Below are 23,322 nucleotides of genomic sequence, written 5' to 3' on the forward strand. Positions count from 1 at the left end.
GGTTAGTCAGATTGACTAACCTATATGACACCCACTGAGGTTCCAAGTCAATCAATCCGCTCGATCGTCAGGTTCACGGCGGCATGGGCCGGCCCAGTGCTTGCCCCGGTAGTGCCGCCAGCCCCGGTGGGCATCAAAAAGCCCGGCCCCAATTCTGGGGCCGGGCTTTGAACTGCACGTTCTTTGTAGCGGGGACAGGATTTGAACCTGCGACCTCTGGGTTATGAGCCCAGCGAGCTACCGAGCTGCTCCACCCCGCGTCGGCTTCACTAGACTACGTCATCGAGGTCAACGACGTCCAATCGGTTACCCGGCGAGTCGCGAAACGCCCCCGCAGACACCGTCAAGGTATGGCCGCAGCTTCGCCGTACGGCTGGAGTTCACGCACCGGCCACGGAAGTATGGCCCCTATGCCCGAGCCGCCCCCGCAGCTCCCCGGCCTGATCGTCCCCGGACGGCCCGGCCGCGGCCCGGCCGTCCTCGGCGACACCGTGCACGTCGCCCTGGTCTTCCCCATGCGCGGCCCCGCCGGGATCTTCGGCCCGACCTGCGAGTTCTGCGCCCAGCTCGCGGTCGAGGAGGTCAACCAGGCCGGCGGCGTGCTCGGTCGCGAGCTGTCGCTGGTCCCGGTCGACGGCGGCGCCCCGCCCGAGCAGGTGGCCCGGGAGGTCGAGTCGCTGGTGTCGCTCGGGGCGGTGCACGGCGTCACCGGCTGGCACATCTCCTCGGTCCGCCAGGCCCTGGCCCCACGGATCGCCCACCGCGTGCCGTACGTCTACACCGCCCTGTACGAGGGCGGCGAGCGCACCGAGGGCGTCTTCCTGACCAGCGAGACCCCGGCCGAGCAGTTGCTGCCCGCGATGCGGCTGCTGGCAGGCGAGAAACGGGTGCGCCGATGGTTCGTCGTCGGCAACGACTACGTCTGGCCCCGCCGCACCGCCGCGGCGGCCCTGCGCTACGCCGCCCAGACCGCGACCGAGGTCGCCGGGCAGGCGTTCCTGCCGCTGGGCGTACACGACTTCGGCCCGGTGCTGCGGCGGGTGGAGCACAGCGGGGCGGACGCGGTGCTGATGCTGCTGGTCGGCAACGACGCGGTCCGGTTCAACCGGGCGTTCGCCGCGGCCGGGCTGGACCAGCGCTGCCTGCGGCTGAGCACGCTGATGGACGAGAACATGCTGATGGCCAGCGGCGCGGGCGCCACCCGGGGCCTGTTCAGCGCGGCCGGGTTCTTCGCCGGGCTGGTCACCCCGGAGAACCTGGACTTCCACGGGCAGTACGCGCGCCGCTTCGGCATCGAGGCCCCGCAGCCGGGCAGCCTCGGCGAGTCCTGCTACGAGGGCGTGCTGCTGCTGGCGGCCCTGATCAACGGCGCGCGGTCGCTGGACGTGCGGGCGATCGGCGCGGGCGCCGACACGGTCCGCTACGACGGCCCGCGCGGGCAGATCACGATGAGCCGCCGCCACGCCCGCCAGCGCATCTACCTGGCCGAGGCCGACCGGCTGGAGTTCAACGTCCTGACCCAGCTGTGAGGGTCACTCCGCCGGGGCGCTGGCGATCAGGTGGAACAGGCGCGCGGTGAGCAGGAACGGCACCCGGTCGGTGAGGGCCAGTTCGAGGCGCTCCAGCTCCGCGAAGAACGAGGCGTCGTACTTGCGCTGGTCGTCGGGGATGAAGTCGCAGACCGAGCGGATGCCGTAGTGGCCGAGCACGCCTGAGCCCAGGCGCCGCAGCGCGGCCGACACCTCGTCGGCGGTGCGCGGGTAGACGGGCGTGCTGAAGGTCTGGGTGTAGCGCTCGGTGGCGTCGAGGGCCTCGTACGCGGCGGTGAGGTCCATCTCCCGGATGGCCACCCGCAGCGGCTCGGAGTAGGCGTTGGCCGCGATGATGCTGGCCAGGCCGCCGGGGCGCAGCGGCGCGAGCACGCACGCCAGCGTCGACTCCACGTCGGAGACGTACGGCAGCAGGTTGTGGCACAGCACGAGGTCGTAGGCGCCCGCCTCGACGACGTCGCCGAGCTTGGCCACATCGGACTCGATGACGCTGACCCGGTTGCCGACCCCGGTCGCCTCGGCCAGCGAGCGGGCCGAGGCGAGCATCTGCGGCGAGTAGTCGACGAGGGTGACCTGGTGCCCGGCGGCGGCGTAGCGCACGGCCTCCACCCCGTTGCCGCCGGCCACGTCGAGGATGCGCAGCCTGCGGCCGTCGAGGTGGCGGCCGATGTTGTGCTCGGCCAGCGTGTACCGCAGGCGGCCCCACGGCGCGTCCTGCCACTGGCGCCAGGCGGTCACCTTGTCGTCGAACACGTCGCGGGTCACGTCACTCATGCCTGCGACCGTAACCCGGCAAACCGGTTGGGGCACGCCGGAACGCGCGTTAAGCCGTCAGCCGATCGTGGCGCGTCGCGGTTGTCCCGGGTGGCCGTCCCGAGTGAGGCGCCGTTCCGGGACACTGTCCCTACCCCGTCCTAGGACTCTGGGTTGATGGCTTAACCTGGGGATCAAGGATTTTCGAAACGTCTGTGCATATGTTTCGGGTGGGTAAATCCTGTCAGCCATGGAAGCGCTTCCACGCATACACGTGAATGGCATGCGGGCCCGCCGGTTCGCCGTCGGGGGTGTGGCGGCGCTGGTCGCCGCAGCCGCCGTGGCCGCCGGGCTGGTGCCCGGTCACTCCGGCAGCCCCGCCTATGCCGCGACGGTCGAATCGGTGATCACCGTCGACACCGACCGGCAGGGCGGGCCGCTGAAGAAGGCCGGGCTGGGCACGCTGTTCGGGGTGGCGTCCACCCCGGACACCCCAGCCGACCTGGCCGCCGGATCGCAGCTGTACCTCAGCCAGCACCAGGCCGCGCCCGGCGACACCTCCTACCCCACCTCGACCGAGTCGGTGGTGGCCAAGATGCGCGCCGCCGGGATGAAGATGGTCGGCCGGTACAACGACCTGATGGGCGGCTGGCCCTACGACTGGAAGGGCACCGCGGACTGGTACGCCAAGGTGGACGCCGCCACCCGCGGCATCCAGTCCTACCGCGACGTGCTCTACGCCGTGGCGCCGTTCAACGAGCCGGACAACAAGCTGCAGGGCGGCTTCGCGCAGGACACGAGCGTGCCCGGGGCCACCTACGACGAGAAGTTCGAGTGGCTGTGGACGCAGACGTTCCGGCGCATCCGGGCCATCGACCCCACCATCCCGATCATGGGGCCGAACTACGAGCACTACCGCGGCTGGGAGGCGCCGTTACAGGCCAGGATGCGCGCGTTCCTGGTCAACGCCAAGGCCACCGGCACCGTGCCGAACCTCATCGGCTGGCACAGCCTCGGCCCGAGCCCCGGTGACGTGCCCGAGAGCCTGACCCGCTACTACCGGCCGCTGGAGAACGAGCTGGCGCTGCCCGGCCGCCCGCTGCCGGTCGTGATCGAGGAGTACGGCCCCGGCACCGGCGACTTCGAGGGCGTGCCCGGCACCATGGTCAAGCACTGGGCCGAGTTCGAGCGCTACGGCGTCGACTACGCCTCGATGGGCATCTACACCAACCCCGGCCTGCTCGGCAACACGCTGCGGCGCACCGCGACCGGGCTCAAGCCCAACGCGGGCTGGTACCTGATGAACTGGTACAGGTCGATGCGCGGCAACCGGGTCGACGTGAGCCGCTGGGACACCCGGCACTACCAGGCCAGCGACGGCGTCGCGAGCTGGGACGCGGCCGCCCGGACGCTGACCGTGCTGGCCGGCGGCGAGGACGGCGACGTCGACGTCACCGTGCTCGGCCTGAACGCCCGCGGCCTGTCGGGCACGGTCCGGGTGCGCCTGGACGTCGCGTACTGGGACAAGGAGCCCACCGACACCGACCAGCGCACCGAGCGGGGCGGCGACCCGATCTCCGGGGCGTACAACCTGTTCGACAAGGCGATGACCGTCGACGCGTCCGGGAAGCTCACCGTGCCGGTGCACGCCATGCAGCGCTACCACGGCTACCGCATCCTGATCTCCCCCGCCGCCGCGCCCGCGGCGTACCCGGGCAAGTACGAGGCCGAGACCGCCGCGGTCACCCACGCGGTCGTGCACACCGGCGCCGACGGCCGGGTCCTGGCCTCCGGCGACGGCTACGTCGGCGGAATCGACGCCGCCGACTCGGCGGTGACGTTCGGGGTGGACGTGCCTTCGGCCGGGATGTACCTGATGCGGGTGCGCTACGCCAACGGCACCGGCGCGGCGGCCGGCCACACCGTGTCGGTCAACGGCACCGCGCAGGGCTCGGTGGCGTATCCGGCCACCGACGGCTGGGCCAACTCGTCGCTGGGCACCGCGAGCAAGCGGATCGTGCTCGCGGCCGGGCACAACGAGATCCGGCTCGGGCGCGGCACCGGCTTCGCCGAGCTGGACTTCGTCGACGTACGCCCCGACACCCACCGCTACGAGGCCGAGTACGCCGCGGTCACCTCGGCGCGGATCTCGCACTACGGCTACGACGAGTTCCCGGACCTGGTCGGCGGGATCGACCAGGCCGACAGCGCGGTCGAGTTCACCGTGGACGCGCCGCTGGCCGGGGATTACCGGCTGACGGTCGGCTACGGCAACGGGCAGGCCGGGACGGCGACGCACCGGGTGCTGGTCGGCGGGGTGCAGCAGGGCGTGGTCTCGTACCCGGGCACGGGCGCGTGGCTGACCGGCCCGGCCCAGGACGGGCCGCTGCGGCGCGCCGAGGTGACGGTCCGGCTGACCGCCGGGCTCAACCAGGTGCGCCTGGCCAAGGGCGACGGCTTCGCCGAGCTGGACTACCTCACGGTCGTCCCGCCGGTGATCGCGGGCCCGGGGCCGAACCCGTCCCCCAGGCCGTCGCCGAGCCCTTCGCGCCAGCCGTCGCCGAGCCCCAGCCCGAACCCGGGCGGGGTGTGCACGGCGGGCTACCGGGTGACCGGTCAGTGGGACGGGGCCTTCCAGGCCGAGGTGACGGTCACCGCGGGCGCGGCGCCGATCAGCGGCTGGCAGGTGACGCTGACGTACGGGCAGGGCCAGGTGGTGAACCAGGTGTGGAGTGCCGCCTACCGGCAGTCCGGGGCCGTGGTGACGCTGACGAACCTGGACTACAACGGCGCCCTGGGCGCGGGTGCCGGCACCACGGTCGGCCTGATCGCCACCCGTGGCACGGCCAACGCCGACCCGGTGGTCAGCTGCCGCTGACCGTGCCGGGCGGGCGGCCGGGGGCACCGGCCGCCCGCCCCGGGCGGTCAGGCCGCGTCGAGGGCCTGGCGCAGCTCCGCCTTGGTCGCGGGGCGCCCCTGCTCGTCCTCGAACGGGCCGTACGGCGCCCCGTACGCGGGCGTGCCCGGCTGGTGCGCCCGCCCACCCTGGGCCAGCAGCCCGTTGTCGACGCCGTCGTAGCCGATGGCCTCCAGGAACGCGATCACCGCCAGCTTCGCCGCCGCGTCGTCGCCGGACACCACCAGCGCGCTGCGGTCGACGGCGTCGACCGGGCGCGCCAGCGCCCCCAGGTGCTTGTAGTAGATGTTGTTGAACACCTTCACCACCCGCGACGTGGGCAGGTGCTGCTGGAGCAGCTCGCTGCTGGTCAGGGTGCCGTCGTCGAGCACGGCGATCTGCCCGTCGCGCTCGGGGTAGTAGTTGCCGGTGTCCATCACGACCTTGTTCGCCAGCGGCGCGACCGGGATGCTGGCGTACGCGTGCAGCGGCACGCTGACCAGCACCAGGTCGCCCGCGGTCGCCGCCTCCTCGACCGTGCCCGCGCGGGCCCGCGGTCCGAGCAGGGAGGCGATGTCGGCCAGCGTCTCGGGGCCGCGCGAGTTGCTGAGCACCACGTCGTAGCCCGCCTTGACGGCCAGTTCCGCCAGGGTGCCGCCGATGTTGCCGCTGCCGATGAACCCGATCGTGGTCATGCTCCGCCTCTCGCCCCGCACCGGGCCGCCCCGGTCGCCGTCATGGTCAACGCGGGGCGGCGGCGCAGGTCACTGGGCCGGTGCGAGCTGGTGCATGGCACAGCCGAGCAGCACCGACGGGTCGGTGTAGATGCCGAGCACCGCCACGTTGCGCGCGACCGGCGCCGCCCGCAGCGCCGTGCCGCCATAGCCAGCCGGGGCCGCGGGCATCGAGAACACCCCGAGATTCAGCGTGTACGGCGTGAGCGTGCCGTCCGGCGCGGGCACCAGCTGCGGCTGCGGGTGGACCCGGCGCTGGAGCACCCAGCCGCCCGCAAGCGCCTCGTCGACCCGGGCGGCCCACTCGTCCGGCGGGGTCTCCCAGCCGGGCAGCACGCCGCTGCCGCCGTGCCGGAACGCGGGCTTGAGCGTCAGCTCCTCGCGCTGCCCGATCGCGTGCTCGCGCAGATCGGCGCGGTCCCCCGAGTCGAGCTCGACCTCTCCGGGGCGGCAGACCCGGGTCCACGGCACGAACCGCCGCACGCGGTCGCGCAGCTCCGGCTCGAACAGCCCGGCGTGCTGGGACAGCAGCGCCAGCGCGGCCTTGGAACTGTACACCTGGCAGCCCAGCGGGGTGAACATGCGCACCTCGCCGCGCTCGGCGGCGGTCAGCAGCGGCTCGACCAGCGCCCTGCCCGCCGGGGTGGCCGCGTCCTGGAGCAGGAAGCAGCGGTAGATCACGTCGACCGGGCGCCCGTCGGCCCACACCCGCCCGTCACGGTAGGTCAGCAGCCCGAGGTGGGTCGGGATCGTGTCCACGCCGTAGCGGCGGTGCAGCTGGGCACAGCGGCGTAGCGGCTCCTCGTTGTCCGGGAAGTCGTCGGGCCAGAAGACCATCGCCACGGTCGGGGTGCTGTCGGGCGGCAGCCCGACCTCCAGCCGCAGGCTGGCCAGGCACTCCCCCACCGTGTCCGGGAAGCCCAGGCCGTGCTCGGCGGCGAACGACGCCAGCACCGGGTGCTCCAGCAGGGCCTCGTTGAGCAGCCCGGCCTCGACCAGGCCGACGGTGGAGCCGATGTTGTACTCCAGCAGCTTCGGGCCGGTCTCGTCGGCGTACAGGTCGGCGCGGCCGTAGCGGGTGACGGGGCGGCCCGCCTGGGTGCGCACCACCAGGTCGGTCTGCTCCTCGGACAGGTCGACCGCGCGGGCGAACGCGGCCAGGTCCCCGCCGAACAGCAGGTCGGGCAGGCGGACCAGGGCTTCGTGCACGCCGGCGAGGTCGCCGACCAGCCGGGAGTGCTCGTCGTGGTCGAGGAAGAGCGGCCGGGCCAGGCACCGGTGCCGGTAGAACGACTCGATCACCGGAGGGACCCGCGTCGGCGGCAGCAGTTCGGCGGCGGTGAAGCCACCGGTGCGGATGCGATGCAGGTAGAGCTCGGTGAGTGACGGACCGAACGCCATTGTCAGGTTCCCTCTCCTCGGATGGAACCCAAGCCTATGGCCACGGCCACGATCGACGGCACGGTTCGCGAAACAGCTAGGTCCACAACGGATAACACTTCGGTTGCTTTAGATAGTTAAGTTTACTAAACTCGCGGTCACGCTCGGGGCGAGCCGCTTCCTCCTCCCGGACACCACCTTCCCACCGGATCTCCGAAGGGGACAGACATGTCCGAATCGTCCCAACAGCGGGTACGCCGCGGCCGCCTGGCCGCCGCCGCTGTCGCGCTGCTCACCGCGGCGGCCGGCGTGACCGCCGCGCTGCTGCCCGCCACCAGCGCCAACGCCGTCACCCTGCCCAACGGGTTCAAGAGCATCGGCTACATGCCCTCCTGGGCCGGCAGCGTCGGCAGCGTGCAGTACGGCAAGCTCACCCACATCAACTACGCGTTCGTGCTGCCCAACAGCAACGGCACGCTCGGTGCCGTCGACAACGCGTCCAAGCTGTCGTCGCTGGTCTCCACGGCCCACGCCAACGGCGTCAAGGTCTCGATCTCCATCGGCGGCTGGAACGACGGCAACGACTCGGCGTTCGAGGCGCTGGCCGCCAGCAGCGGCGGCCGCACCACGTTCACCAACAGCGTCATGAGCCTCGTCAACCAGTACGGCCTCGACGGCGCCGACATCGACTGGGAGTACCCGGACCCGGGCACCTCCGGCAGCAACTACGCGCTGCTGATGCAGCAGCTGTCGACCACCCTGCACAACAGCGGCAAGCTGCTGACCGCCGCCGTCGTCTCCGAGGGCGGCACCGCCAACGGCGTGCCCACCTCGGTCTTCGGCTATGTCGACTGGCTGAACATCATGGCGTACGACGGCGGCAGCCCGCACGCCAACTACACCTGGTCCATCAACGCGGTCAACTTCTGGAAGGGCCGCGGCCTGCCCGCGAGCAAGGCGATCCTGGGCGTGCCGTTCTACAGCCGCCCCGGCTACCTCACCTACTCGCAGCTGGTCGCCATCGACCCGGCCAACGCCAACCGCGACTGCACCACCGTCAACGGGACGCAGGAGTGCTACAACGGCATCCCGACGATCAAGGCCAAGACCCAGTGGGCCATGGCCAACGCGGGCGGCATGATGAACTGGGAGCTGTCGCAGGACACCACGGGCTCGACCTCGCTGGTCAGCGCGATCTACGACACCGTCATGGGCGGCAGCACGCCGCCGTCCAGCCCGCCGCCCGGCGGCCGCACCGGCCGCATCACCGGCCTCGGCGGCAAGTGCGTCGACATCGCCGCGGCCAGCTCGGCCAACGGCACCGCGGTGCAGCTCTACACCTGCAACGGCACCAACGCGCAGACCTGGACCGTCGGCACCGACGGCACCATCCGCGCCCTGGGCAAGTGCCTGGACGTCACCGGCGGTGTAAACGCCGACGGCACAAAGATCCAGATCTGGGACTGCACGGCCAACAACGCCAACCAGCAGTGGACCTACAACTCCTCCACCCAGCGCCTGACCAACCCGGTATCCGGCAAGTGCCTAGACGCCACCGGCCAGTCCTCAGCCGACGGCACCCGCCTCCAAATCTGGTCCTGCAACACCCAGGCCAACCAGAAATGGATCCTCCCCTAACCCAGCCCCACCACACCCCCACCCCCTGAACCCCGTCGATCATGAACTTATGGCACGGCTCGACGGCGTGTCGCCGCCATAACTTCATGATCAACGGAATGGTGGTGCCGCGCCGATCAGGGCGGCGCGGCACCACCGCCACGGTGAGGCGGGCGGGCAGCGGTCAGAAGGCGCCGTCGACGTCGCTGGAGTAGCGGTTGCGGTCGCGTTCGGCCTGGTCCACCTGCCACGGGAGCCGGTAGGCGACGGCGGCCCGCAGCAGCGCTCGCTGGTCCGGGTCGAGTGCCTCGACCGCCGGATGCGGCAGCAGCCCCGCGCAGTGCTCGCGGAAGGGATCCCGGCGCAGCGGCCAGCAACCGTGCCTCCTGCGCCCGCAGGAACTCCTCGCGCCGCCGGCGCGGCTCGGGGCTCCAGGTCAGCTCGACCAGCCCGGTCGGCCCGTCGTGGCCGCGGAAGAAGTCCAGCGCCGCCGCCTCGACCGGATGGTCCGGCTCGCCTCCGCCCGCCACCGGCGCGACCAGCCCCTCCGGGCTGATGCTGATCAGCCCGGCACGCAGGAGCGCGGCGGCCGCGGGCTCGTAGAAGCCGTCGGCGGGCCCGGCCACGGCGACGGCGTGGTAGGGGTCGATCGCGGTGTCGTCGATGTCCGCGCCGTCGCGGCGGTCGGTCCGGTCGCGCAGCCGCCTTACGGTGCCCAGCACCAGGAGCACGGCCGCCGCGACCGCCGTCGCCACGCCCGCCAGGGCCCACTGACTCATCGGCCCATCGTCTCAATGAGACGACGGGCCGAGCCAGACCGCTAGGCCGAACGCAGCGTGAGCAGGGTGATCTCACTGGGCGCGAAGACCCGGAACGGCGGACCCCAGAAACCGGTGCCCCGGCTGGTGTACATCTGCGTCCGCTCCCCGTGCCGGGTCAGGCCCTGCACGGCCGGCTGGTCCACCCGCACCAGGTAGTGGAACGGCCAGATCTGACCGCCGTGCGTGTGGCCGGAGATCTGCAGGTCCACCCCGCCCGCCACGGCCGCCCCGATCTGCTGCGGCTGGTGCGCCAGCAGCAGCACCGGCAGGTCCGCGTCGGCGCCCGCGAGCGCCGCGGCCAGGTCGGCCTGGTGCCCCGGACTGCCCGACGACTTCGCGGTACGGTCGTCGACGCCCGCCACCACCAGCGTGTCCGCACCCCGGCGCACCAGCAGGTGCCGGTTGTGCAGCGACTGCCAGCCGAGCTCCTGCATGTGGTCCAGCCACCCCTGCGCGTCGCCCATGTACTCGTGGTTGCCGGTGACGTACACCCGGGCGTCGCGGGCGCGGATGTCGGCCAGCGGCGCGGCCTGCGCCCGGCGCTGGCCCACAGATCCGTCGGCGATGTCACCGGTGTGGCAGACGATGTCGGCGTCGAGGGTGTTCACGACCTCGGTGACGCCCTTGGACCAGCGCTCGCGGTCGATCGGGCCGTAGTGGGTGTCGGTGAGCAGCGCCACCTTCAGCCCGTCCAGCTCGCGGCCCAGGCGCGGCAGCACCACCTCGACGCGGCGCACCCGGGGCACCCGCATCGCCTCGACGTACCCCCAGGCGAGCAGGACCACGCTGACCAGCAGCGTGAACGCCACCACGATCCGGGAGCGGGCCGGGTCGGCGACCCCGGCCACCGACAGCGCGAGCCGCAGCACGTTGCCGAGAATCGACCAGACGAACAGCACCCAGAACACGCCGAGCAGGGTGTCGCCGATCCGGGCGGCCCAGTCGACGCGCCGGCCGTGGCCGAAGATCATCAGCGGCGGGAACGACACCAGCGCCACCGCGAACAGCACCGACCCGGCCACGCCGACCGGGGCCGGCCACTGCGCGGCCGAGCGCAGCAGCGTCCACCAGGGCACGCCGACCAGCAGGCTCAGCACCACGGTCAGGATGGAGAAGAAGAGCAGCGGACTCCGGCCGCGGCGGGCCGGGCGTACCGTGACGGTTTCGGTGGACATCGTGCTCCTCGCGTGCGGTTGGCCTACGGCCAAGCATGCCTCAGAAACACTGAACGCCGGCTGAAGGTTTCCCGCAGTTTGGCCATCAGAGTCCGGTCGCCCTCGTACGGTCGGTGGTGAGGCGGAACCGGGGCGACCCGCTGCGGGCCCAGGCCGGGGCGGCGGATTTCGGCGGCCCACCGGCCGACGCAGCCCGACCATCGAACGGCACCCGGGCTAGTTCGTCAGTGCGACGTACAAAGGTGTGCCGACCAGTACGGTTCCCCCGCTCAGGCTGGGGCCGTGCTGAAGCCGACGGGCCACGAACTCCACCGGCTGACTGACGGCGCCGTGGGGAAAGACAACGTTCTCGAAATGACCCAATCGATATGCCTCGTCGGCACCGGCGAAGTCATCTGCGACGTAGGACTCCAACGCCCGGCCTATGGCGCGGTGCAGGCCCGGAATCAGATACGACTTTCGCCCCGCACGCCGGACGGCGGCATCGATGCCCAGCAGGTGTGACCCCACTTGCGCAGAGACCCCGCCGAATTGCCGGTTCGACAGAGCATCGTTCAGGTCGCGAGGGTGGCCCAGTTCGGACGGCAGGTCGAAGTGCCCTTGCGAACAGCCCAGGCGAACCCGCGTTTCGCCTTCTTCACCGGCGAAGAGCATCACGCCGCCGCCGAGCGAGCCGTACCGCATCGTCATCCGGCTCCGGAAGTACGACTTCGGAGCGTCGCAGGTGCCCAGCTGCTCCAGGCGATCCAGTGCCTCGAGCACGACCCTCAGGCGGGAAAAGGTCGTGTCCGGTCTTCCCACAGACGAGATCTCGACCGAGATGACCTTCAGATCGATATGCAGTGCCTTTGCCGCGCGCCGCAACGCACCTGTGTCCACCTGGTAGTAGAGCGCGTCGACCTTCGGCGGCGAGATGTAGATGAAGTGCTTCAGCTCTTGCGGTGCTGGCCTCTTCCACCAAGGAAATCCCACCATGGCCCAGAGGATATCGATCGATGCCAGGACTGCCGACTCGGTCGATTGGGTACAGCTCACTGCTCCGACCCACCGTATCGACGGTACGGGGGCGACGCCGTAGGCTCTCGCGCCATGACGCTGCCGGTTGCCGCACAGATCACCGTCGCCGCGGTCTGGATGGGGCTCTACCTGGGGCTGTCGCTGCGCTACCACCGCCGCTGGGACGCGCGGATACGCGCCGCGCTCGGTCGCCGCCCCGGCACGCAGGTCGGCCGGGCCGCTCCTGACCCGACGCACGGGCCGCCCATGATCGGTGTCCGCGGTCGAAAAGCTCCTCCATCGGCGAGGTTTCGACCGGAGACCGCGATCATCGACCACCCGGCACGGCAGCGGGCCGGAGGCCGTCGCGTCAGGACGCTGGCGGCGGTGGTCGCCACGGCGTGAGTACATTCTCGGCGTGACACACGACCAGACCGCCCCCGCGCGCCATCCCGGTTCGACCACGCTGTCGGCGCTGATGGGTGCCGCGGCCGGGGCCGCCCTCGCCGCGGGCCGCGGCGGTGTCGCGGTCGCGGTGGCGGCCGTCGCCGGTGCCGTCGCCGTGGCCGCCGCCGACCGGATCGCCCGCGCGCGGCAGCGGCCGGGCGAGATCCCGGCCCTGTGGTCGCGGATCGTGGCGAGCACCGCCCTGGCGGCCGCGCTGGGCTGGGTGCTCGGCCTCGTGGTCCACCGCCCGCTGTGGGTCGGCGTGATCGCCGGGGCGGTCGCGGGCCTGCTCGGGCTGCGGCCGCAGAAGGTGCTGCTCGGCCCGGTCGTGGGTCTGGTGGTGGGCGCAGCGCTCGCGGCGGTGTGGCCCGAGGTGTCGGCCGCCGCCGTCGCCGCGGCGACGGTCCTGCTGTTCCGGTGCCTGTCGGCGCTGGTCTTCCGGGACCCGCAGATCAGCCTGCTCGCCGAGCAGGCGCCCGCGTGGGAGCTGCCGTTCGTGGTGCCGCTGACGGCGGCCACCCGGTATGTGGGCACCGGCTACGTCCGCGAGCTGGCCGACCGGCTCGGCGGCGACTACACCCCGGACGCGCCCGACGTCGGCATCGTGTCCGACCTGGACGAGCTGGCCGGGCCGGGCTTCGATCCGGCCGCCGTCGACCCGCTGGTGCGCGAGTTCTACGAGCACACGACCCGGTTCGCCCTCGACGTGGTGCCGCACTGGCGGACCTGGGTGCGCCCCGGCTACCTGCTGTACCGCAACCTGGTCGCCCGCCCGCTCGGCCAGGCCAACGTGCCCATGAACCAGCGCGAGTCCCAGCGCGGGGTGCGCAGCCGCATCGACACCATCAGCACCGGCCGGGACGGCGTGGTCAGCCAGCGCGGCTGGATCAGGTCGTTCGCCGATACCGACGAACCGATCTACGTGGGCATCTACACCACCTACCGGCACGGGGACCGGGGCTACGTCAGCGTCGGGTTCCCGCTGCCGCAGGCGAGTTTCACCGCGACGCTCGCGCCGAGCGCCCGGCCGGGCGGCGGGCTGGTGCTGGCGAGCGTCGGCGACACCGACCAGCCCGGTCACTACCTGACCGTCGTCGACGAGCGGACCGGCAGGCTCACCACCGCGGCGGTGCACGGGTTCCGGGAGCGCCTCGACGTCCACCTCGACCGCGGCCGGCTGCGGGCCGAGCACGCGTTCTGGCTGTTCGGGTTCCCGTTCCTGGTGCTGGAGTACGTGATGCACCGCAAGTCCGGCGAGCCGTCCTGACCCGGCTCAGGCGATCCGGGACAGATCCGCGGCGGTGACCCCGGTCAGGCGGGGACCGCCCCGCAGGTGATGTTCAGCGACGTGGCGGTGATGCTGCGGGCGGCGTCGGACGCGGCGAAGACGGCGACATTGCCGACGTCGGCGAGGCTCGCGGCCCGGCCGAGCATGGTCTTGGCCTCGATCGCGGCGGTGACGTCGGCGCGGCCGGGCATGCCCGCCGGGATCGTCTCGGGCACCCCGCCGGTCTGGAGCGTGATCACGCGTACGCCGCGCGGGCCGAGCTCGCAGGCCAGGGCCCGGCGCAGCGACTCCAGCCCGCCGAAGGCGACCTGCATGCCGCCGAGGTTCGGCATGGGGTCGCCGTACCCGCCGAAGAGCAGGATGGCGCCGGAGCGCTGCGCGGCCATGTGCCGGGCGGCGGCGCGGGCGGTGAGGAAGTTGGTGCGGAGGGCGGTGCGGACCGGCTGCTCGAAGTCGTCGAGGCTGATCTCGGTGAGCGGCCGGCCGAGCACGGCACCATGCGAGATCACGTTGAGGGTGACGTCGACGCTGCCGAACTGCTCGGCCACGGCGTCGACGTGCGCGGTCACCGCCGCCTCGTCGAGGGCGTCGACGGCGGCGGGTTCGGCGGCGCCGCCGCTGTCGCGGATCTGCCGGGCGACGTGGTCCAGCCGGGCCGGGGTGCGGCCGACCAGGTGCACGACGGCACCCTGGGCCGCGAACGCGCGCGACACCGCGCCGCCGATGGCGCCGCCGGCGCCGTACACGATCGCGTTCTTGCCCTTGAGCAGCATCGCCGCACCTCTCGGTCGCCCGGCGCCGCCGCGGCGCCCGCCTGATCACCGTATGCCTGCGCCGGTCCGCGGCCCGCGCAGGGTCGGCCGGTTTGGGCGGATCGGGGGCCACCGGGCCGCACGGTCGCGCAGACTCGCAGGTGAGAGGGGGTGGCCCGGGTGGTGACCGAGGAGGGTGCGGCCGACTACGGCCCGATCGCGCAGGTCCAGGAGGGCATGCGGGTGTACGACAGCGCCGGTGCCGACCTCGGCGAGGTCGTCGACGTGAAACTGGGCGACCCGCTGGCCGTGACCGAGGAGGGCCAGCTCCTCGGCGAGCCGCGCGGCCTGCTCGGGGTGGTGCTCGACCCGGCCGCCGGCGAGCCGCACGTGCCGTGGGAGCTCGCCCAGGGGCTGCTGCGCGCCGGCTACGTGAAGATCCATCACGGCGGCCTGCTGCACCGCCACACCTGTTATGCCCCGGCCGGCGACGTCGCCGGGGTGGACGGCGACACGGTGCGCCTGTCGGTGACGCGCGAGCAGCTGCTGCCCGAGCAATGACGGTCAAGCCTCCACGACGGACGGTCCCGCCGATAGGGTGAGCCCATGCGAGTGCACGCGCGGGGTCTGGAGTTCGACGTGTCCGTGTCCGGCCCGGACGACGGGCGGCCGGTGCTGCTGCTGCACGGGTTCCCGCAGCACGCCGGCGAGTGGGACGCGGTGGCGGCCCGCCTGGCCGCCGCCGGGATGCGCACGTACGCGCTGGACCAGCGCGGCTACAGCCCCGGCGCCCGGCCCACCGAGGTCGAGTCGTACCGGGTGGACGAGCTCGTCGCCGACGCGCTCGCCGTGCTGGACGAGCTCGGCGTGGCCTGGGCCGACGTGGTCGGCCACGACTGGGGCGCGGTGGTGGCCTGGTATCTGGCGGCGCGGCACCCGGGGCGGGTGCGGACGCTGACCGCGGTGTCGGTGCCGCATCCGGCGGCGTACCTCGCGGCGCTGGCGGCCGACCCCGACCAGCAGGGGCGCTCGGCGTACATCCAGCTGTTCCAGCAGGCGGGGGTGGCCGAGGAGGTGCTGCTCGGCGACGACGCGCAGCGGCTGCGCGCGGTGTTCACCGGCTGCCCGCCCGAGTCGGTCGAGTCGTACGTCGCGCCGATGCGCGAGCCGGGGGCGCTGACGGCGGCGCTGAACTGGTACCGCGCGGGCGACTTCCACGACATGGGGCGGCTGGGCCCGGTCAGTGTGCCGACGACGTTCGTGTGGAGTGACGGCGACCTGGCGGTGGGCCGGGTCGCCGCGGAGAACTGCCCCGAACACGTGACCGGCGACTACCGGTTCGTCGCCGTGCCCGGGGTGAGCCACTGGATCCCCGACGAGGCGCCCGACGCGGTCGCCGACGCGATCCTGGCCCGTACGGCCGCTTGACCGCGACGGGGCGGGTGCCACGCTGGCGGCACCCGCCCCGTCCGGGTCAGCTCAGCGCCGCGGCGTCCGGCAGCGGGCCGTCGTCCCACCGGGCGCCGATCAGCGCGGTGTAGCTGCTGAGGCGGGCCGAGGTCCAGGTCTCCACGCCCAGCGCCAGCCCGGTGGCCCGGTCGACGATCAGGCGCTGCTGGGCGGTGCCGAAGTCGCCCCGCCGGCTGATCGCGACGGCGACGCCGGACCGGCCGAGCTGGTCGGTCACCGGGCCCAGCGACCTCATCCCGGGCAGCGCGGCGAGCATCCGGTAGGCCGCCGCGCGGACCTGCGGCGACACCGGCAGGTCGAGCACCAGCCCGATCCCGGCGTAGTACACCACCAGGTCGCCGTCCTCGGTGCCGCCGACGGCGCGGTCGTAGGCGAGGACCTGGCGGCGCAGCGCGGCCGGGTCGGTCGGCAGCTCCGCCAGCTCCCGCAGCGTCCGGGCCTGCCCGGCCAGCAGGAAGTTGGTGGCGGCGCGGTGGCCCTGCATCGGCCGGGCCCGCCACGGCCCGTCCTCGCGCATGAACGAGCTGGAGGGCAGGCCGTCGACGGCGGCGAGCCACCGCTCCTCCTGGATCCGGCGCCGGTCGCCGTGCTCGACCCGCGTCACCCAGTACCTCCCGGCGGCGGCGGGCACCGCGTCGGTGCGCGCGGCGGCGACCAGCAGGATCGCCCCGGCCTCGGCGGGCAGCTCAGCCGGGGCGGCCGACGCCGACGCGGGCGGCTGGGCGCCGGTCGGTTGGGCGGTGCGCGGCTGCGCGGGACCGGAGGTGCCGCCGATCAGGACGGCGGCGGCCACCGCCAGGGCGGCGGCGGGCAGCGCGGTGGCCAGCACGAGGCGGCCGACCGGGCGGCGGGTGGCGGGGGTCATGGCGGTCTCCCGGGGGTACGACGTGATCGCGGTCGGGTCGCCCGGGGTGGCCGGGTCGAGGTGGTGCGGGCGGGCCTGGGCCAGCGCCCGCATGGTGTCGCGGTGGCTCATCGGCTGTACTCCTGCTGGGTGAGGCGGATGGCCCGGGGGCGGTCCACCGGCGCGGCGGCGACGGAGACGGCCTGCTCCAGGCGTCTTCGGGCACGGTGCAGGCGGACGAAGAAGGTCGCGGTCGAGCAGCCGACGACGCGGGCGGCGTCGGCGGCGGACAGGCCCTGCCAGGCGGTGAGGGTCAGCGCCTCCCGGTCGTCCTCGCCGAGCCCGGCCAGCGCCGCCAGCATCGCGGCGCGGTCGGCGACCCCGTCGGCGACGTCGCGTTCGGCCTCGGCGGCCCAGGCCCGCAGCTCGGCGGTGACGTCCAGCTGGCGGACGTCGTCGCGGACCCGTTCCCGGACCACGTTGCGGGCCACGCCGAGCAGCCACGGCAGCGGCGCGGCGGGCACCGCGTCGAGCCTGCGCCAGGCCACCAGGAAGGTGTCGGCGACGACGTCGTCGGCGTGGGCGCGGCCGGCCCGGCTCACGGCGTAGGCGTACACCTGGCGGTGATGTCGTTCGTAGACGGCGGTGAAACGTTCCCCGTCCTCGGTCACTGGTTCCTGCTCCTTCGGGTGAAGGTGTTCGGTCACCAGGTAGTGCGCGCGGGGGGCCGGTTCTTACCGGCTCTCGCCGGGATTCTGCGCGGCGCGGTGGCGCAGGCCGTCCATCAGCAGGTCGAGCAGGCGCGCGGCCTGCTCGCGGCGGGCGGGTTCGCCGGTGGCCAGTGAGATGCCGCTCAGCCCGGTGAGCACGTCCTCGGCGGCGACGTCGGCGCGCAGCACCCCGGCGGCGGCACCCGCGGCGACCAGGGTGCCGACCGCGCCGACCAGCCGGTCGCGGCTGTGCGCGAACGGGTTGCCGCCGGAGGCGATGACGGCTTTGAGCACGTCTCCCATGCCGCGCTTGGTCGTCATGTACTCGACGAACCGGTCCATCCAGACCCGCAGCGCCCGGTCGGCGGGCATGCCGCGCAGCAGGTCGGCCACGCCGTCGCAGAGCCGGTTGAGCTCGCTGCGGTAGGCGGCCTCGACCAGCGCCTCACGGGTCGGGAAGTGCCGGTAGAGGGTGCCGATGCCGACCCCGGCCTCCTTGGCGATGGCGTCGAGGGTGGCCTGCGGCCCCTCCTGCGCGAAGGCGCGGGCCGCGGCGTCGAGCAGCAGCTGGCGGTTGCGCTGCGCATCGGCGCGCAGTGGGCGGTCGCTGCCCGGCACAGGCCCTCCTCCGGTACGGGTCCGGCGCGGCGCCGGAGCGTTCATTGTCGAAGCGGCGGGCCCGGTTGCAAAACGGAGCAACCTCCGGTTAATGTCGGTGTTATCGGAGCCGCCTCCGCTTTCAACATCGTAGCTGGTGGGCGGCGTGTACGAGCAGGGACGGACTGATCATGACGGAGCGAATCACCACGCCGTTCTCGGCGGACTCGACCGCGGCCGAGGTCGTCGCGGGCATCGACCTGACCGGGCGCCGGGCGGTCGTCACCGGCGGCGCGTCGGGCATCGGCATCGAGACCGCCCGCGCGCTGGCCGGAGCGGGCGCGCAGGTGACCCTCGCCGTACGCGACACCGCCGCCGGTGCGCGCACCGCCGCGGACATCACCGCCACCACCGGCAACAAGGACGTCCACGTCGCCGCGCTGGAGCTGACCGACCCGGCGTCGGTCGCCGCGTTCGTCGCCGCCTGGGACGGTCCGCTGCACCTGCTGATCAACAACGCGGGCGTGATGGCCGCCCCGCGGACCTACACCCCGCAGGGCTGGGAGCTGCAGTTCGCGACCAACCACCTCGGCCACTTCGCGCTGGCCACCGGCCTGCACCCGGCGCTGGCCGCCGCCGGCGACGCCCGGGTCGTGTCGGTCAGCTCCAGCGCGCACCTGCGCTCGCCCGTGGTGTTCGACGACATCCACTTCCGGGAGCGCGAGTACGAGCCGTGGGCGGCGTACGGGCAGTCCAAGACGGCCAACGTGCTGTTTGCGGTCGAGGCGCAGCGGCGCTGGGCGGGCGACGGCATCACCGTCAACGCCCTGATGCCCGGCGGCATCCGCACCAACCTCCAGCGCCACGTCAGCGACGAGGAACTGGAGCGGCTGCGCGCCGCCATGGGCCGCAGCGAGATCCGGTGGAAGACGCCCGAGCAGGGTGCGGCCACCTCGGTTCTGGTCGCCACCGCGCCCTACCTGAGCGGCGTCGGCGGCCACTACTTCGAGGACTGCAACCAGGCGCTGCCGCACGAGGAGGGCATGCGCAACGGGGTCGCGGCGTACGCGCTGGACCCTGAGGCGGCTCAGCGGCTGTGGCAGGTGTCGGTGGACACCCTGGCCGCTGCCTGAGCGATACGGACGGCGGCCCGCCGCGGGCGCATCAGCCCGCGGCGCGGTACGCCCGTCCCGCCGCGGTGGCCACCGCGCCCGGCCGGTACAGGCCGGTGCCCTGGTTGCCCTCCTTCGGCGTCGGCAGCGCGAACCAGGCGTAGCGCTCCACGTAGGACAGGCTCTGCAGCATCGCCGTCGAGCGGGTCGCGAACGAGGCCTGCTGGGCGTCGGTCGGGAACACCGCGCCGCTGCCACCCCATTTGATCAGGGCGTACTCGGTGAGCCAGATCGGCTTGTGATAGCGGTTCCACACCGCCTGCACGTAGTCGCGCAGGTGGTCGACGGCGGCGGGCGAGAAGTCGGAGCCGTACCAGTGCAGGGTGATGAAGTCGACCCGGTAGCCGCGATCGCGCGCCCCGCTGAGGAACCGGTCCAGCCAGCCGCCCGGCTTGTCCGCGCCCACCGCCACCGCGGGGCTGCCCAGCCGCAGCCCGGTCGCCTGCAACCGGGGCCACAGCTCCAGCGCCCGCTCCACCGACATGTTGGACTGGCTGGCGAAGTCGGGCTCGTTGAAGCCCAGCAGCTCCCTGCCGCTGGCCTTGGCGCGGGCCAGCTCGCCGTCGTTGACCGAGTTCGCGCCCCAGATCATCGGCACGAACGCCGCCGAGCTCCCGGCGCCCCGGGTCGGGCCGGAGGCCCAGTTGTAGTACCAGGACGCGCCCACGTCCTTCAGCGCCGTGCCGAGACCGCTGAACTCCCAGACGCTGACGCCCTTCTTCGCCGAGCGGCGGCCCGTGCCGCCCGCCGGCGACGCCGACGGGCTCGGCTTGCGCGAGGCCGACGGCGACACCGCGGCCGACGGCGACGGGGCGGGCGACGGTCCGGGCGCGACGGCGCTCGCGGACGCCGAGGACGACGGCGGTGCCGCCGCCTCGGCCGCCAGGTCCGGGCCGGGGCGGGTCAGCGTCCACGCGGCGGCGGTGAGCACGACCAGCAGCAGCGGCAGCAGGGCGGGCCACCAGCGGCGCAGCGGGCTGCGGCGGGCGTGGCGACCAGGGCGGGACGGCGGGGTCTGCTCCACGAGCCGACACCCTAGCCGGGCCCGTCGCACCTCGCACGGGCGCGGCCATCCCTCGGGATTGCCCCTCGCAAATGCGAGAAGCCATTTCCAGTCCGTCGCACGCGCCGATTACAGTGATCGCTCACCGGCCCTACCCGGGGGTATCAGTGATCGAGTTCGCCGTGCTCGGACCGTTGACCATCAAGCTCGATGGCCGGCCCGTGACCCTGGCGACCCCGAAACTGCGCCAGCTGCTGGTGATGATGCTCGCCGCCGCGGGCCGACCGGTCGCCGCCGACGTGCTCGCGCACACCCTGTGGGGCGCCAACCCGCCCAAGACCGCCCGCAAGTCGCTGATGGTGTACGTCTCCCGCCTGCGCACCCAGCTCGGCAAGACCGACCGGATCGAGTTCGGCCCGGCCGGATACACCATCACGCTGCTGCCCGGCGAGCTCGACGCCCAGGTGTTCGAGCAGCTGGTGGCCGACGCCGGGGCCGCCCGCACCGCCGGGGACGCGCAGCGGGCCACCGCGCTGCTGCGCCAGGCGCTGGCCCTGTGGCACGGTGAGGCCTATTTCGACGCCCCCGACGGCACCCGCGCCGAGCACGACCGGCTGGAGGAGCTGCGGCTCACCGCGTTCGAGGACCTGATCGACAGCGAGCTGGCCGCCGGGCGGCACACCGGCGTCGTCACCGAACTGGCCGCCGCGATCGCGGCCAACCCGTACCGGGAGCGGCTGCGCGGGCAGCTCATGCTCGCGCTGTACCGCGGCGGCCGCCAGGCCGAGGCGCTGGCGGTGTACCGCGACACCCACGACCGCTTCACCGACGACCTGGGCCTCGCCCCGATGCCCGCGTTGCAGCAGCTCCAGCAGCAGATCCTGCACGCCGACCCGGCGCTGGACCCGCCCGCGGCCCCGGCCCCGCCGAGGTTCCGGTTCCTGCCGCGCAACATCCCCGACTTCACCGGCCGCGAGCGCGACCTCCAGTGGCTCGACGACGTCGCCCAGGAACCCGGCAACACCGCGGTGATCACCGCGATCGCCGGCACGGCCGGGGTCGGCAAGACGGCGCTGGCGGTGCGCTGGGCGCACGGCGCCGCCGGGCGCTTCCCCGACGGGCAGCTCTACCTCAACCTGCGCGGCTACGACCGCGACCGGCCGCTGCGGCCCATCGACGCCGTGACGCACCTGCTGCTGTGCCTGGACGTGCCCGCCGACGCGATCCCGGTGGCGCTCGACGACGCGGTGGCGCGCTTCCGCGACACGGTCGCGGGCAAGCGGATGCTGATCGTGCTGGACAACGCCAGCACCGCCAAGCAGGTGCGGCCGCTGCTGCCCGGCGAGCCCGGCTGCCTGGTCGTGGTCACCAGCCGCGACCGGCTGACCGGGCTGGTCGCCCACGACGGCGCGCAGCGGCTCACGCTGGGCCTGCTCGCCCCGGAGGAGTCGGTGGAGCTGCTGCGCCGCGTGCTGGGCAAGGAGCGCGTCGACGCAGATCTGCCGCACATGCGGGAGCTGGCCGGCCTGTGCGTGAACCTGCCGCTGGCGCTGCGCATCGCCGCCGCGCAGCTGGCCGACCGGCCCGACCAGGACACCGCCGGGTACGTCGCCGCGCTGCGCGCCCGCAGCCGGGTGGCCGCGCTGGCCCTCGACGACGACGAGGACCTGGCCGTGCGTGCCGTGCTGGATCAGTCGTGCCAGGCCCTGACCCCCACCGACCAGGCCGGGTTCCGGCTGCTCGGGGCGTTCCCCGGCGTCGACGTCACCGCCGGCAGCGTCGCGGCGCTGGCCGGGATCGACCCCGGCGCCGCCGCCCGGCTGCTGGAGCGGCTGGCCGCCGGGCACCTGCTGGACGAGCACGCCCCGGGCCGGTTCACCTGGCACGACCTGATCCGCGACTACGCCCGCACCGTGCTCGACGAGCAGGCGGAGGACACCGGCGAGCCGCTGCGGCGGCTGCTGGCCGACTACACCCGCCGCGCCGAGACCGCCAACGAGCAGCTGCTGTCCGGGCAGGACGAGGCGCAGGCGCAGGCGCTGGCGTGGCTGGAGCAGGAACGGCGCAACCTGGTCGAGTGCGTGGCCCGCGCGGCCGAGCTCGGCTGGGGCGAGGCGGCGGCGCGGCTGGCGGTGCCGCTGTGGCGGTTCCTCCACTTCGCCGGGCACACCACCGACTGGGTCGCCATGTTCGAACGGGCCGTGTCCGTCGGCGACGGGATCGACGAGGGCTTGCAGGCGTCGGTGCTCAACGCGCTGGGCGGGGCGTACATCAAGGCGGGGCGCTACGACGAGGCGATCGTGATCCACGAGCGCTGCGTACGGGTGCGCACGGCGCTGGGCGACCACGCGGCGGTGGCCCGGTCGTACGCCAACCTGGCCCTGTCCTACGAGCACCAGGGCCGCTACGGCGAGGCGCTCGAACAGGTCCGGTCGGGTCTGGACGCCGCCGGGCGGGCCGGGGACCGCGCGTTCCGGGCGGCCATGCTCAGTGGCAGCCTGCCCACCCTCTACCTGCACAACGGCCAGATCGAGCAGGCGCGGCAGATCCTGCTGGCGCATCTGCCGGAGATCCGCGCGCACGGCGGGGACCTCGATGTGGCCCGCGCGCTGCACAACCTGGCCGAGGGGCACTGCCGCGCGGGCGAGCCCGAGCTGGCGCTGCCGCTGCTGGGCGAGGCGCGCGACATCGCCGAGCGCACCGGCGACCGGCACCAGGTGATGGCCGCGGCGTGGATCCTGGGCAACGTCATGCGCGACACCGGCCGCCACCGCGAGGCCGTCGAGCTGATCGAGCAGGCGCTGGCCGAGATCAGCTCGTCGGGGTCGCGGGGCGAGGAGGTCGAGGTCCGCAACGACCTGGCCAGCTCGTACGCGCTGGCGGGCGACACCGGCCAGGCGGTGGCCGAGTTCCGGCGCAGCGTGGCGCTGGCCCAGGAGATCGGCACCCGGCACTTCGAGGCGATCGCGCACACCGGGCTGGCCCGCCTGCTGCGCGGCACCGACCCGGGCGCGGCGGCCGACCACCTGGCCGCGGCGCTGCGCATCCTCGACCAGGTCAACCCGCCCGAGGCGGCCCGGCTGCGCGCCGAACTCGCCTGACGGGGCGAGTCCGGCG

The 23,322-nt window shown here is 73.3% G+C and carries 20 protein-coding genes and 1 tRNA gene; 9 read left to right on the plus strand and 12 right to left on the minus strand.

The window, feature by feature from the left end; all coding sequences use genetic code 11:
• Positions 1-186 precede the first annotated feature (186 nt).
• A tRNA-Met gene (locus Cs7R123_RS25180) sits at positions 187-260 on the minus strand.
• A 150-nt stretch (positions 261-410) separates the two neighbouring features.
• Between Cs7R123_RS25180 and Cs7R123_RS25185 the strand changes: the two genes are divergently transcribed.
• Complete coding sequence (locus tag Cs7R123_RS25185) at positions 411-1,529, plus strand: substrate-binding domain-containing protein (protein WP_244872127.1); 1,119 nt, start codon at positions 411-413, stop codon at positions 1,527-1,529.
• A 3-nt stretch (positions 1,530-1,532) separates the two neighbouring features.
• Here the strand turns inward: Cs7R123_RS25185 and Cs7R123_RS25190 are convergent, their stop codons facing one another.
• Entirely contained in the window at positions 1,533-2,324 is a 792-nt protein-coding gene (locus tag Cs7R123_RS25190; protein WP_212830181.1) for a methyltransferase domain-containing protein, read from the minus strand.
• 262 nt (positions 2,325-2,586) lie between these two features.
• On the opposite strand from Cs7R123_RS25190, the gene Cs7R123_RS25195 reads away from it, so the two are divergent.
• Complete coding sequence (locus Cs7R123_RS25195; RefSeq protein WP_212830182.1) at positions 2,587-5,181, plus strand: CBM35 domain-containing protein; 2,595 nt, start codon at positions 2,587-2,589, stop codon at positions 5,179-5,181.
• Positions 5,182-5,228: 47 nt separating this feature from the next.
• Here Cs7R123_RS25195 and Cs7R123_RS25200 read toward each other — a convergent pair whose 3' ends face one another.
• Positions 5,229-5,894, minus strand: a complete 666-nt coding sequence (locus Cs7R123_RS25200; RefSeq protein WP_212830183.1) for an NADPH-dependent F420 reductase — start codon at positions 5,892-5,894, stop codon at positions 5,229-5,231.
• 69 nt (positions 5,895-5,963) lie between these two features.
• Entirely contained in the window at positions 5,964-7,334 is a 1,371-nt protein-coding gene (locus tag Cs7R123_RS25205; RefSeq protein WP_244872128.1) for a hypothetical protein, read from the minus strand.
• Positions 7,335-7,541: 207 nt separating this feature from the next.
• On the opposite strand from Cs7R123_RS25205, the gene Cs7R123_RS25210 reads away from it, so the two are divergent.
• Positions 7,542-8,951, plus strand: coding sequence for a glycosyl hydrolase family 18 protein (locus Cs7R123_RS25210; RefSeq protein WP_212830184.1), 1,410 nt, complete (start codon positions 7,542-7,544; stop codon positions 8,949-8,951).
• Between the two features lie 116 nt (positions 8,952-9,067).
• Here Cs7R123_RS25210 and Cs7R123_RS25215 read toward each other — a convergent pair whose 3' ends face one another.
• The 3 genes from Cs7R123_RS25215 to Cs7R123_RS25225 form a co-directional block, all read right to left on the minus strand.
• Positions 9,068-9,709: a hypothetical protein gene (locus Cs7R123_RS25215; protein WP_212830185.1), complete on the minus strand. Its 642-nt coding sequence runs from the start codon at positions 9,707-9,709 to the stop codon at positions 9,068-9,070.
• Between the two features lie 41 nt (positions 9,710-9,750).
• A complete protein-coding gene (locus Cs7R123_RS25220; protein WP_212830186.1) occupies positions 9,751-10,926 on the minus strand; it encodes a metallophosphoesterase in 1,176 nt (391 codons plus the stop codon).
• Between the two features lie 216 nt (positions 10,927-11,142).
• Positions 11,143-11,901: an SAVMC3_10250 family protein gene (locus Cs7R123_RS25225; RefSeq protein WP_212830187.1), complete on the minus strand. Its 759-nt coding sequence runs from the start codon at positions 11,899-11,901 to the stop codon at positions 11,143-11,145.
• Between the two features lie 114 nt (positions 11,902-12,015).
• On the opposite strand from Cs7R123_RS25225, the gene Cs7R123_RS25230 reads away from it, so the two are divergent.
• Complete coding sequence (locus Cs7R123_RS25230) at positions 12,016-12,327, plus strand: hypothetical protein (RefSeq protein WP_212830188.1); 312 nt, start codon at positions 12,016-12,018, stop codon at positions 12,325-12,327.
• A 13-nt stretch (positions 12,328-12,340) separates the two neighbouring features.
• The gene (locus Cs7R123_RS25235; protein ID WP_244872129.1) at positions 12,341-13,636 is read left to right on the plus strand and encodes a hypothetical protein; all 1,296 of its coding nucleotides are present in this window, start codon (positions 12,341-12,343) and stop codon (positions 13,634-13,636) included.
• Between the two features lie 44 nt (positions 13,637-13,680).
• On the opposite strand, the gene Cs7R123_RS25240 is transcribed toward Cs7R123_RS25235, so the two are convergent.
• Complete coding sequence (locus Cs7R123_RS25240) at positions 13,681-14,430, minus strand: SDR family NAD(P)-dependent oxidoreductase (protein ID WP_212830189.1); 750 nt, start codon at positions 14,428-14,430, stop codon at positions 13,681-13,683.
• Between the two features lie 150 nt (positions 14,431-14,580).
• Between Cs7R123_RS25240 and Cs7R123_RS25245 the strand changes: the two genes are divergently transcribed.
• The gene (locus tag Cs7R123_RS25245) at positions 14,581-14,970 is read left to right on the plus strand and encodes a hypothetical protein (protein ID WP_212830190.1); all 390 of its coding nucleotides are present in this window, start codon (positions 14,581-14,583) and stop codon (positions 14,968-14,970) included.
• 45 nt (positions 14,971-15,015) lie between these two features.
• Entirely contained in the window at positions 15,016-15,837 is an 822-nt protein-coding gene (locus Cs7R123_RS25250) for an alpha/beta fold hydrolase (RefSeq protein ID WP_212830191.1), read from the plus strand.
• A 46-nt stretch (positions 15,838-15,883) separates the two neighbouring features.
• On the opposite strand, the gene Cs7R123_RS25255 is transcribed toward Cs7R123_RS25250, so the two are convergent.
• The 3 genes from Cs7R123_RS25255 to Cs7R123_RS25265 all read right to left on the minus strand — a co-directional run bounded on the left by Cs7R123_RS25255 (position 15,884) and on the right by Cs7R123_RS25265 (position 18,051).
• On the minus strand, positions 15,884-16,855 hold the full coding sequence (locus Cs7R123_RS25255) for a CU044_5270 family protein (RefSeq protein WP_212830192.1): 972 nt from the start codon (positions 16,853-16,855) through the stop codon (positions 15,884-15,886).
• Positions 16,852-17,394, minus strand: coding sequence for an RNA polymerase sigma factor (locus tag Cs7R123_RS25260; RefSeq protein WP_212830193.1), 543 nt, complete (start codon positions 17,392-17,394; stop codon positions 16,852-16,854). The genes Cs7R123_RS25255 and Cs7R123_RS25260 overlap by 4 nt, the downstream gene beginning before the upstream one ends.
• A 63-nt stretch (positions 17,395-17,457) precedes the next feature.
• Positions 17,458-18,051, minus strand: coding sequence for a TetR/AcrR family transcriptional regulator (locus Cs7R123_RS25265; protein WP_244872130.1), 594 nt, complete (start codon positions 18,049-18,051; stop codon positions 17,458-17,460).
• A gap of 170 nt (positions 18,052-18,221) precedes the next feature.
• On the opposite strand from Cs7R123_RS25265, the gene Cs7R123_RS25270 reads away from it, so the two are divergent.
• On the plus strand, positions 18,222-19,163 hold the full coding sequence (locus Cs7R123_RS25270; protein WP_212830195.1) for an SDR family NAD(P)-dependent oxidoreductase: 942 nt from the start codon (positions 18,222-18,224) through the stop codon (positions 19,161-19,163).
• A 31-nt stretch (positions 19,164-19,194) separates the two neighbouring features.
• Here the strand turns inward: Cs7R123_RS25270 and Cs7R123_RS25275 are convergent, their stop codons facing one another.
• Positions 19,195-20,226: a glycoside hydrolase family protein gene (locus tag Cs7R123_RS25275; RefSeq protein ID WP_212830196.1), complete on the minus strand. Its 1,032-nt coding sequence runs from the start codon at positions 20,224-20,226 to the stop codon at positions 19,195-19,197.
• Between the two features lie 161 nt (positions 20,227-20,387).
• Here Cs7R123_RS25275 and Cs7R123_RS25280 point away from each other — a divergent pair, with 161 nt between their 5' ends.
• Positions 20,388-23,306, plus strand: a complete 2,919-nt coding sequence (locus Cs7R123_RS25280; RefSeq protein WP_212830197.1) for a BTAD domain-containing putative transcriptional regulator — start codon at positions 20,388-20,390, stop codon at positions 23,304-23,306.
• Positions 23,307-23,322: the final 16 nt, after the last annotated feature.

The organism is Catellatospora sp. TT07R-123 (assembly GCF_018327705.1).
Classification (GTDB): Bacteria; Actinomycetota; Actinomycetes; order Mycobacteriales; family Micromonosporaceae; genus Catellatospora.

Bases quoted from the DNA above. Each gene is read 5' to 3' on its own strand.
- Cs7R123_RS25185 (WP_244872127.1), top strand. From the start codon at position 411: ATGCCCGAGCCGCCCCCGCAGCTCCCCGGCCTGATCGTCCCCGGACGG.
- Cs7R123_RS25190 (WP_212830181.1), bottom strand. From the start codon at position 2,324: ATGAGTGACGTGACCCGCGACGTGTTCGACGACAAGGTGACCGCCTGG.
- Cs7R123_RS25195 (WP_212830182.1), top strand. From the start codon at position 2,587: ATGCGGGCCCGCCGGTTCGCCGTCGGGGGTGTGGCGGCGCTGGTCGCC.
- Cs7R123_RS25200 (WP_212830183.1), bottom strand. From the start codon at position 5,894: ATGACCACGATCGGGTTCATCGGCAGCGGCAACATCGGCGGCACCCTG.
- Cs7R123_RS25205 (WP_244872128.1), bottom strand. From the start codon at position 7,334: ATGGCGTTCGGTCCGTCACTCACCGAGCTCTACCTGCATCGCATCCGC.
- Cs7R123_RS25210 (WP_212830184.1), top strand. From the start codon at position 7,542: ATGTCCGAATCGTCCCAACAGCGGGTACGCCGCGGCCGCCTGGCCGCC.
- Cs7R123_RS25215 (WP_212830185.1), bottom strand. From the start codon at position 9,709: ATGAGTCAGTGGGCCCTGGCGGGCGTGGCGACGGCGGTCGCGGCGGCC.
- Cs7R123_RS25220 (WP_212830186.1), bottom strand. From the start codon at position 10,926: ATGTCCACCGAAACCGTCACGGTACGCCCGGCCCGCCGCGGCCGGAGT.
- Cs7R123_RS25225 (WP_212830187.1), bottom strand. From the start codon at position 11,901: ATGGTGGGATTTCCTTGGTGGAAGAGGCCAGCACCGCAAGAGCTGAAG.
- Cs7R123_RS25230 (WP_212830188.1), top strand. From the start codon at position 12,016: ATGACGCTGCCGGTTGCCGCACAGATCACCGTCGCCGCGGTCTGGATG.
- Cs7R123_RS25240 (WP_212830189.1), bottom strand. From the start codon at position 14,430: ATGCTGCTCAAGGGCAAGAACGCGATCGTGTACGGCGCCGGCGGCGCC.
- Cs7R123_RS25250 (WP_212830191.1), top strand. From the start codon at position 15,016: ATGCGAGTGCACGCGCGGGGTCTGGAGTTCGACGTGTCCGTGTCCGGC.
- Cs7R123_RS25255 (WP_212830192.1), bottom strand. From the start codon at position 16,855: ATGAGCCACCGCGACACCATGCGGGCGCTGGCCCAGGCCCGCCCGCAC.
- Cs7R123_RS25270 (WP_212830195.1), top strand. From the start codon at position 18,222: ATGACGGAGCGAATCACCACGCCGTTCTCGGCGGACTCGACCGCGGCC.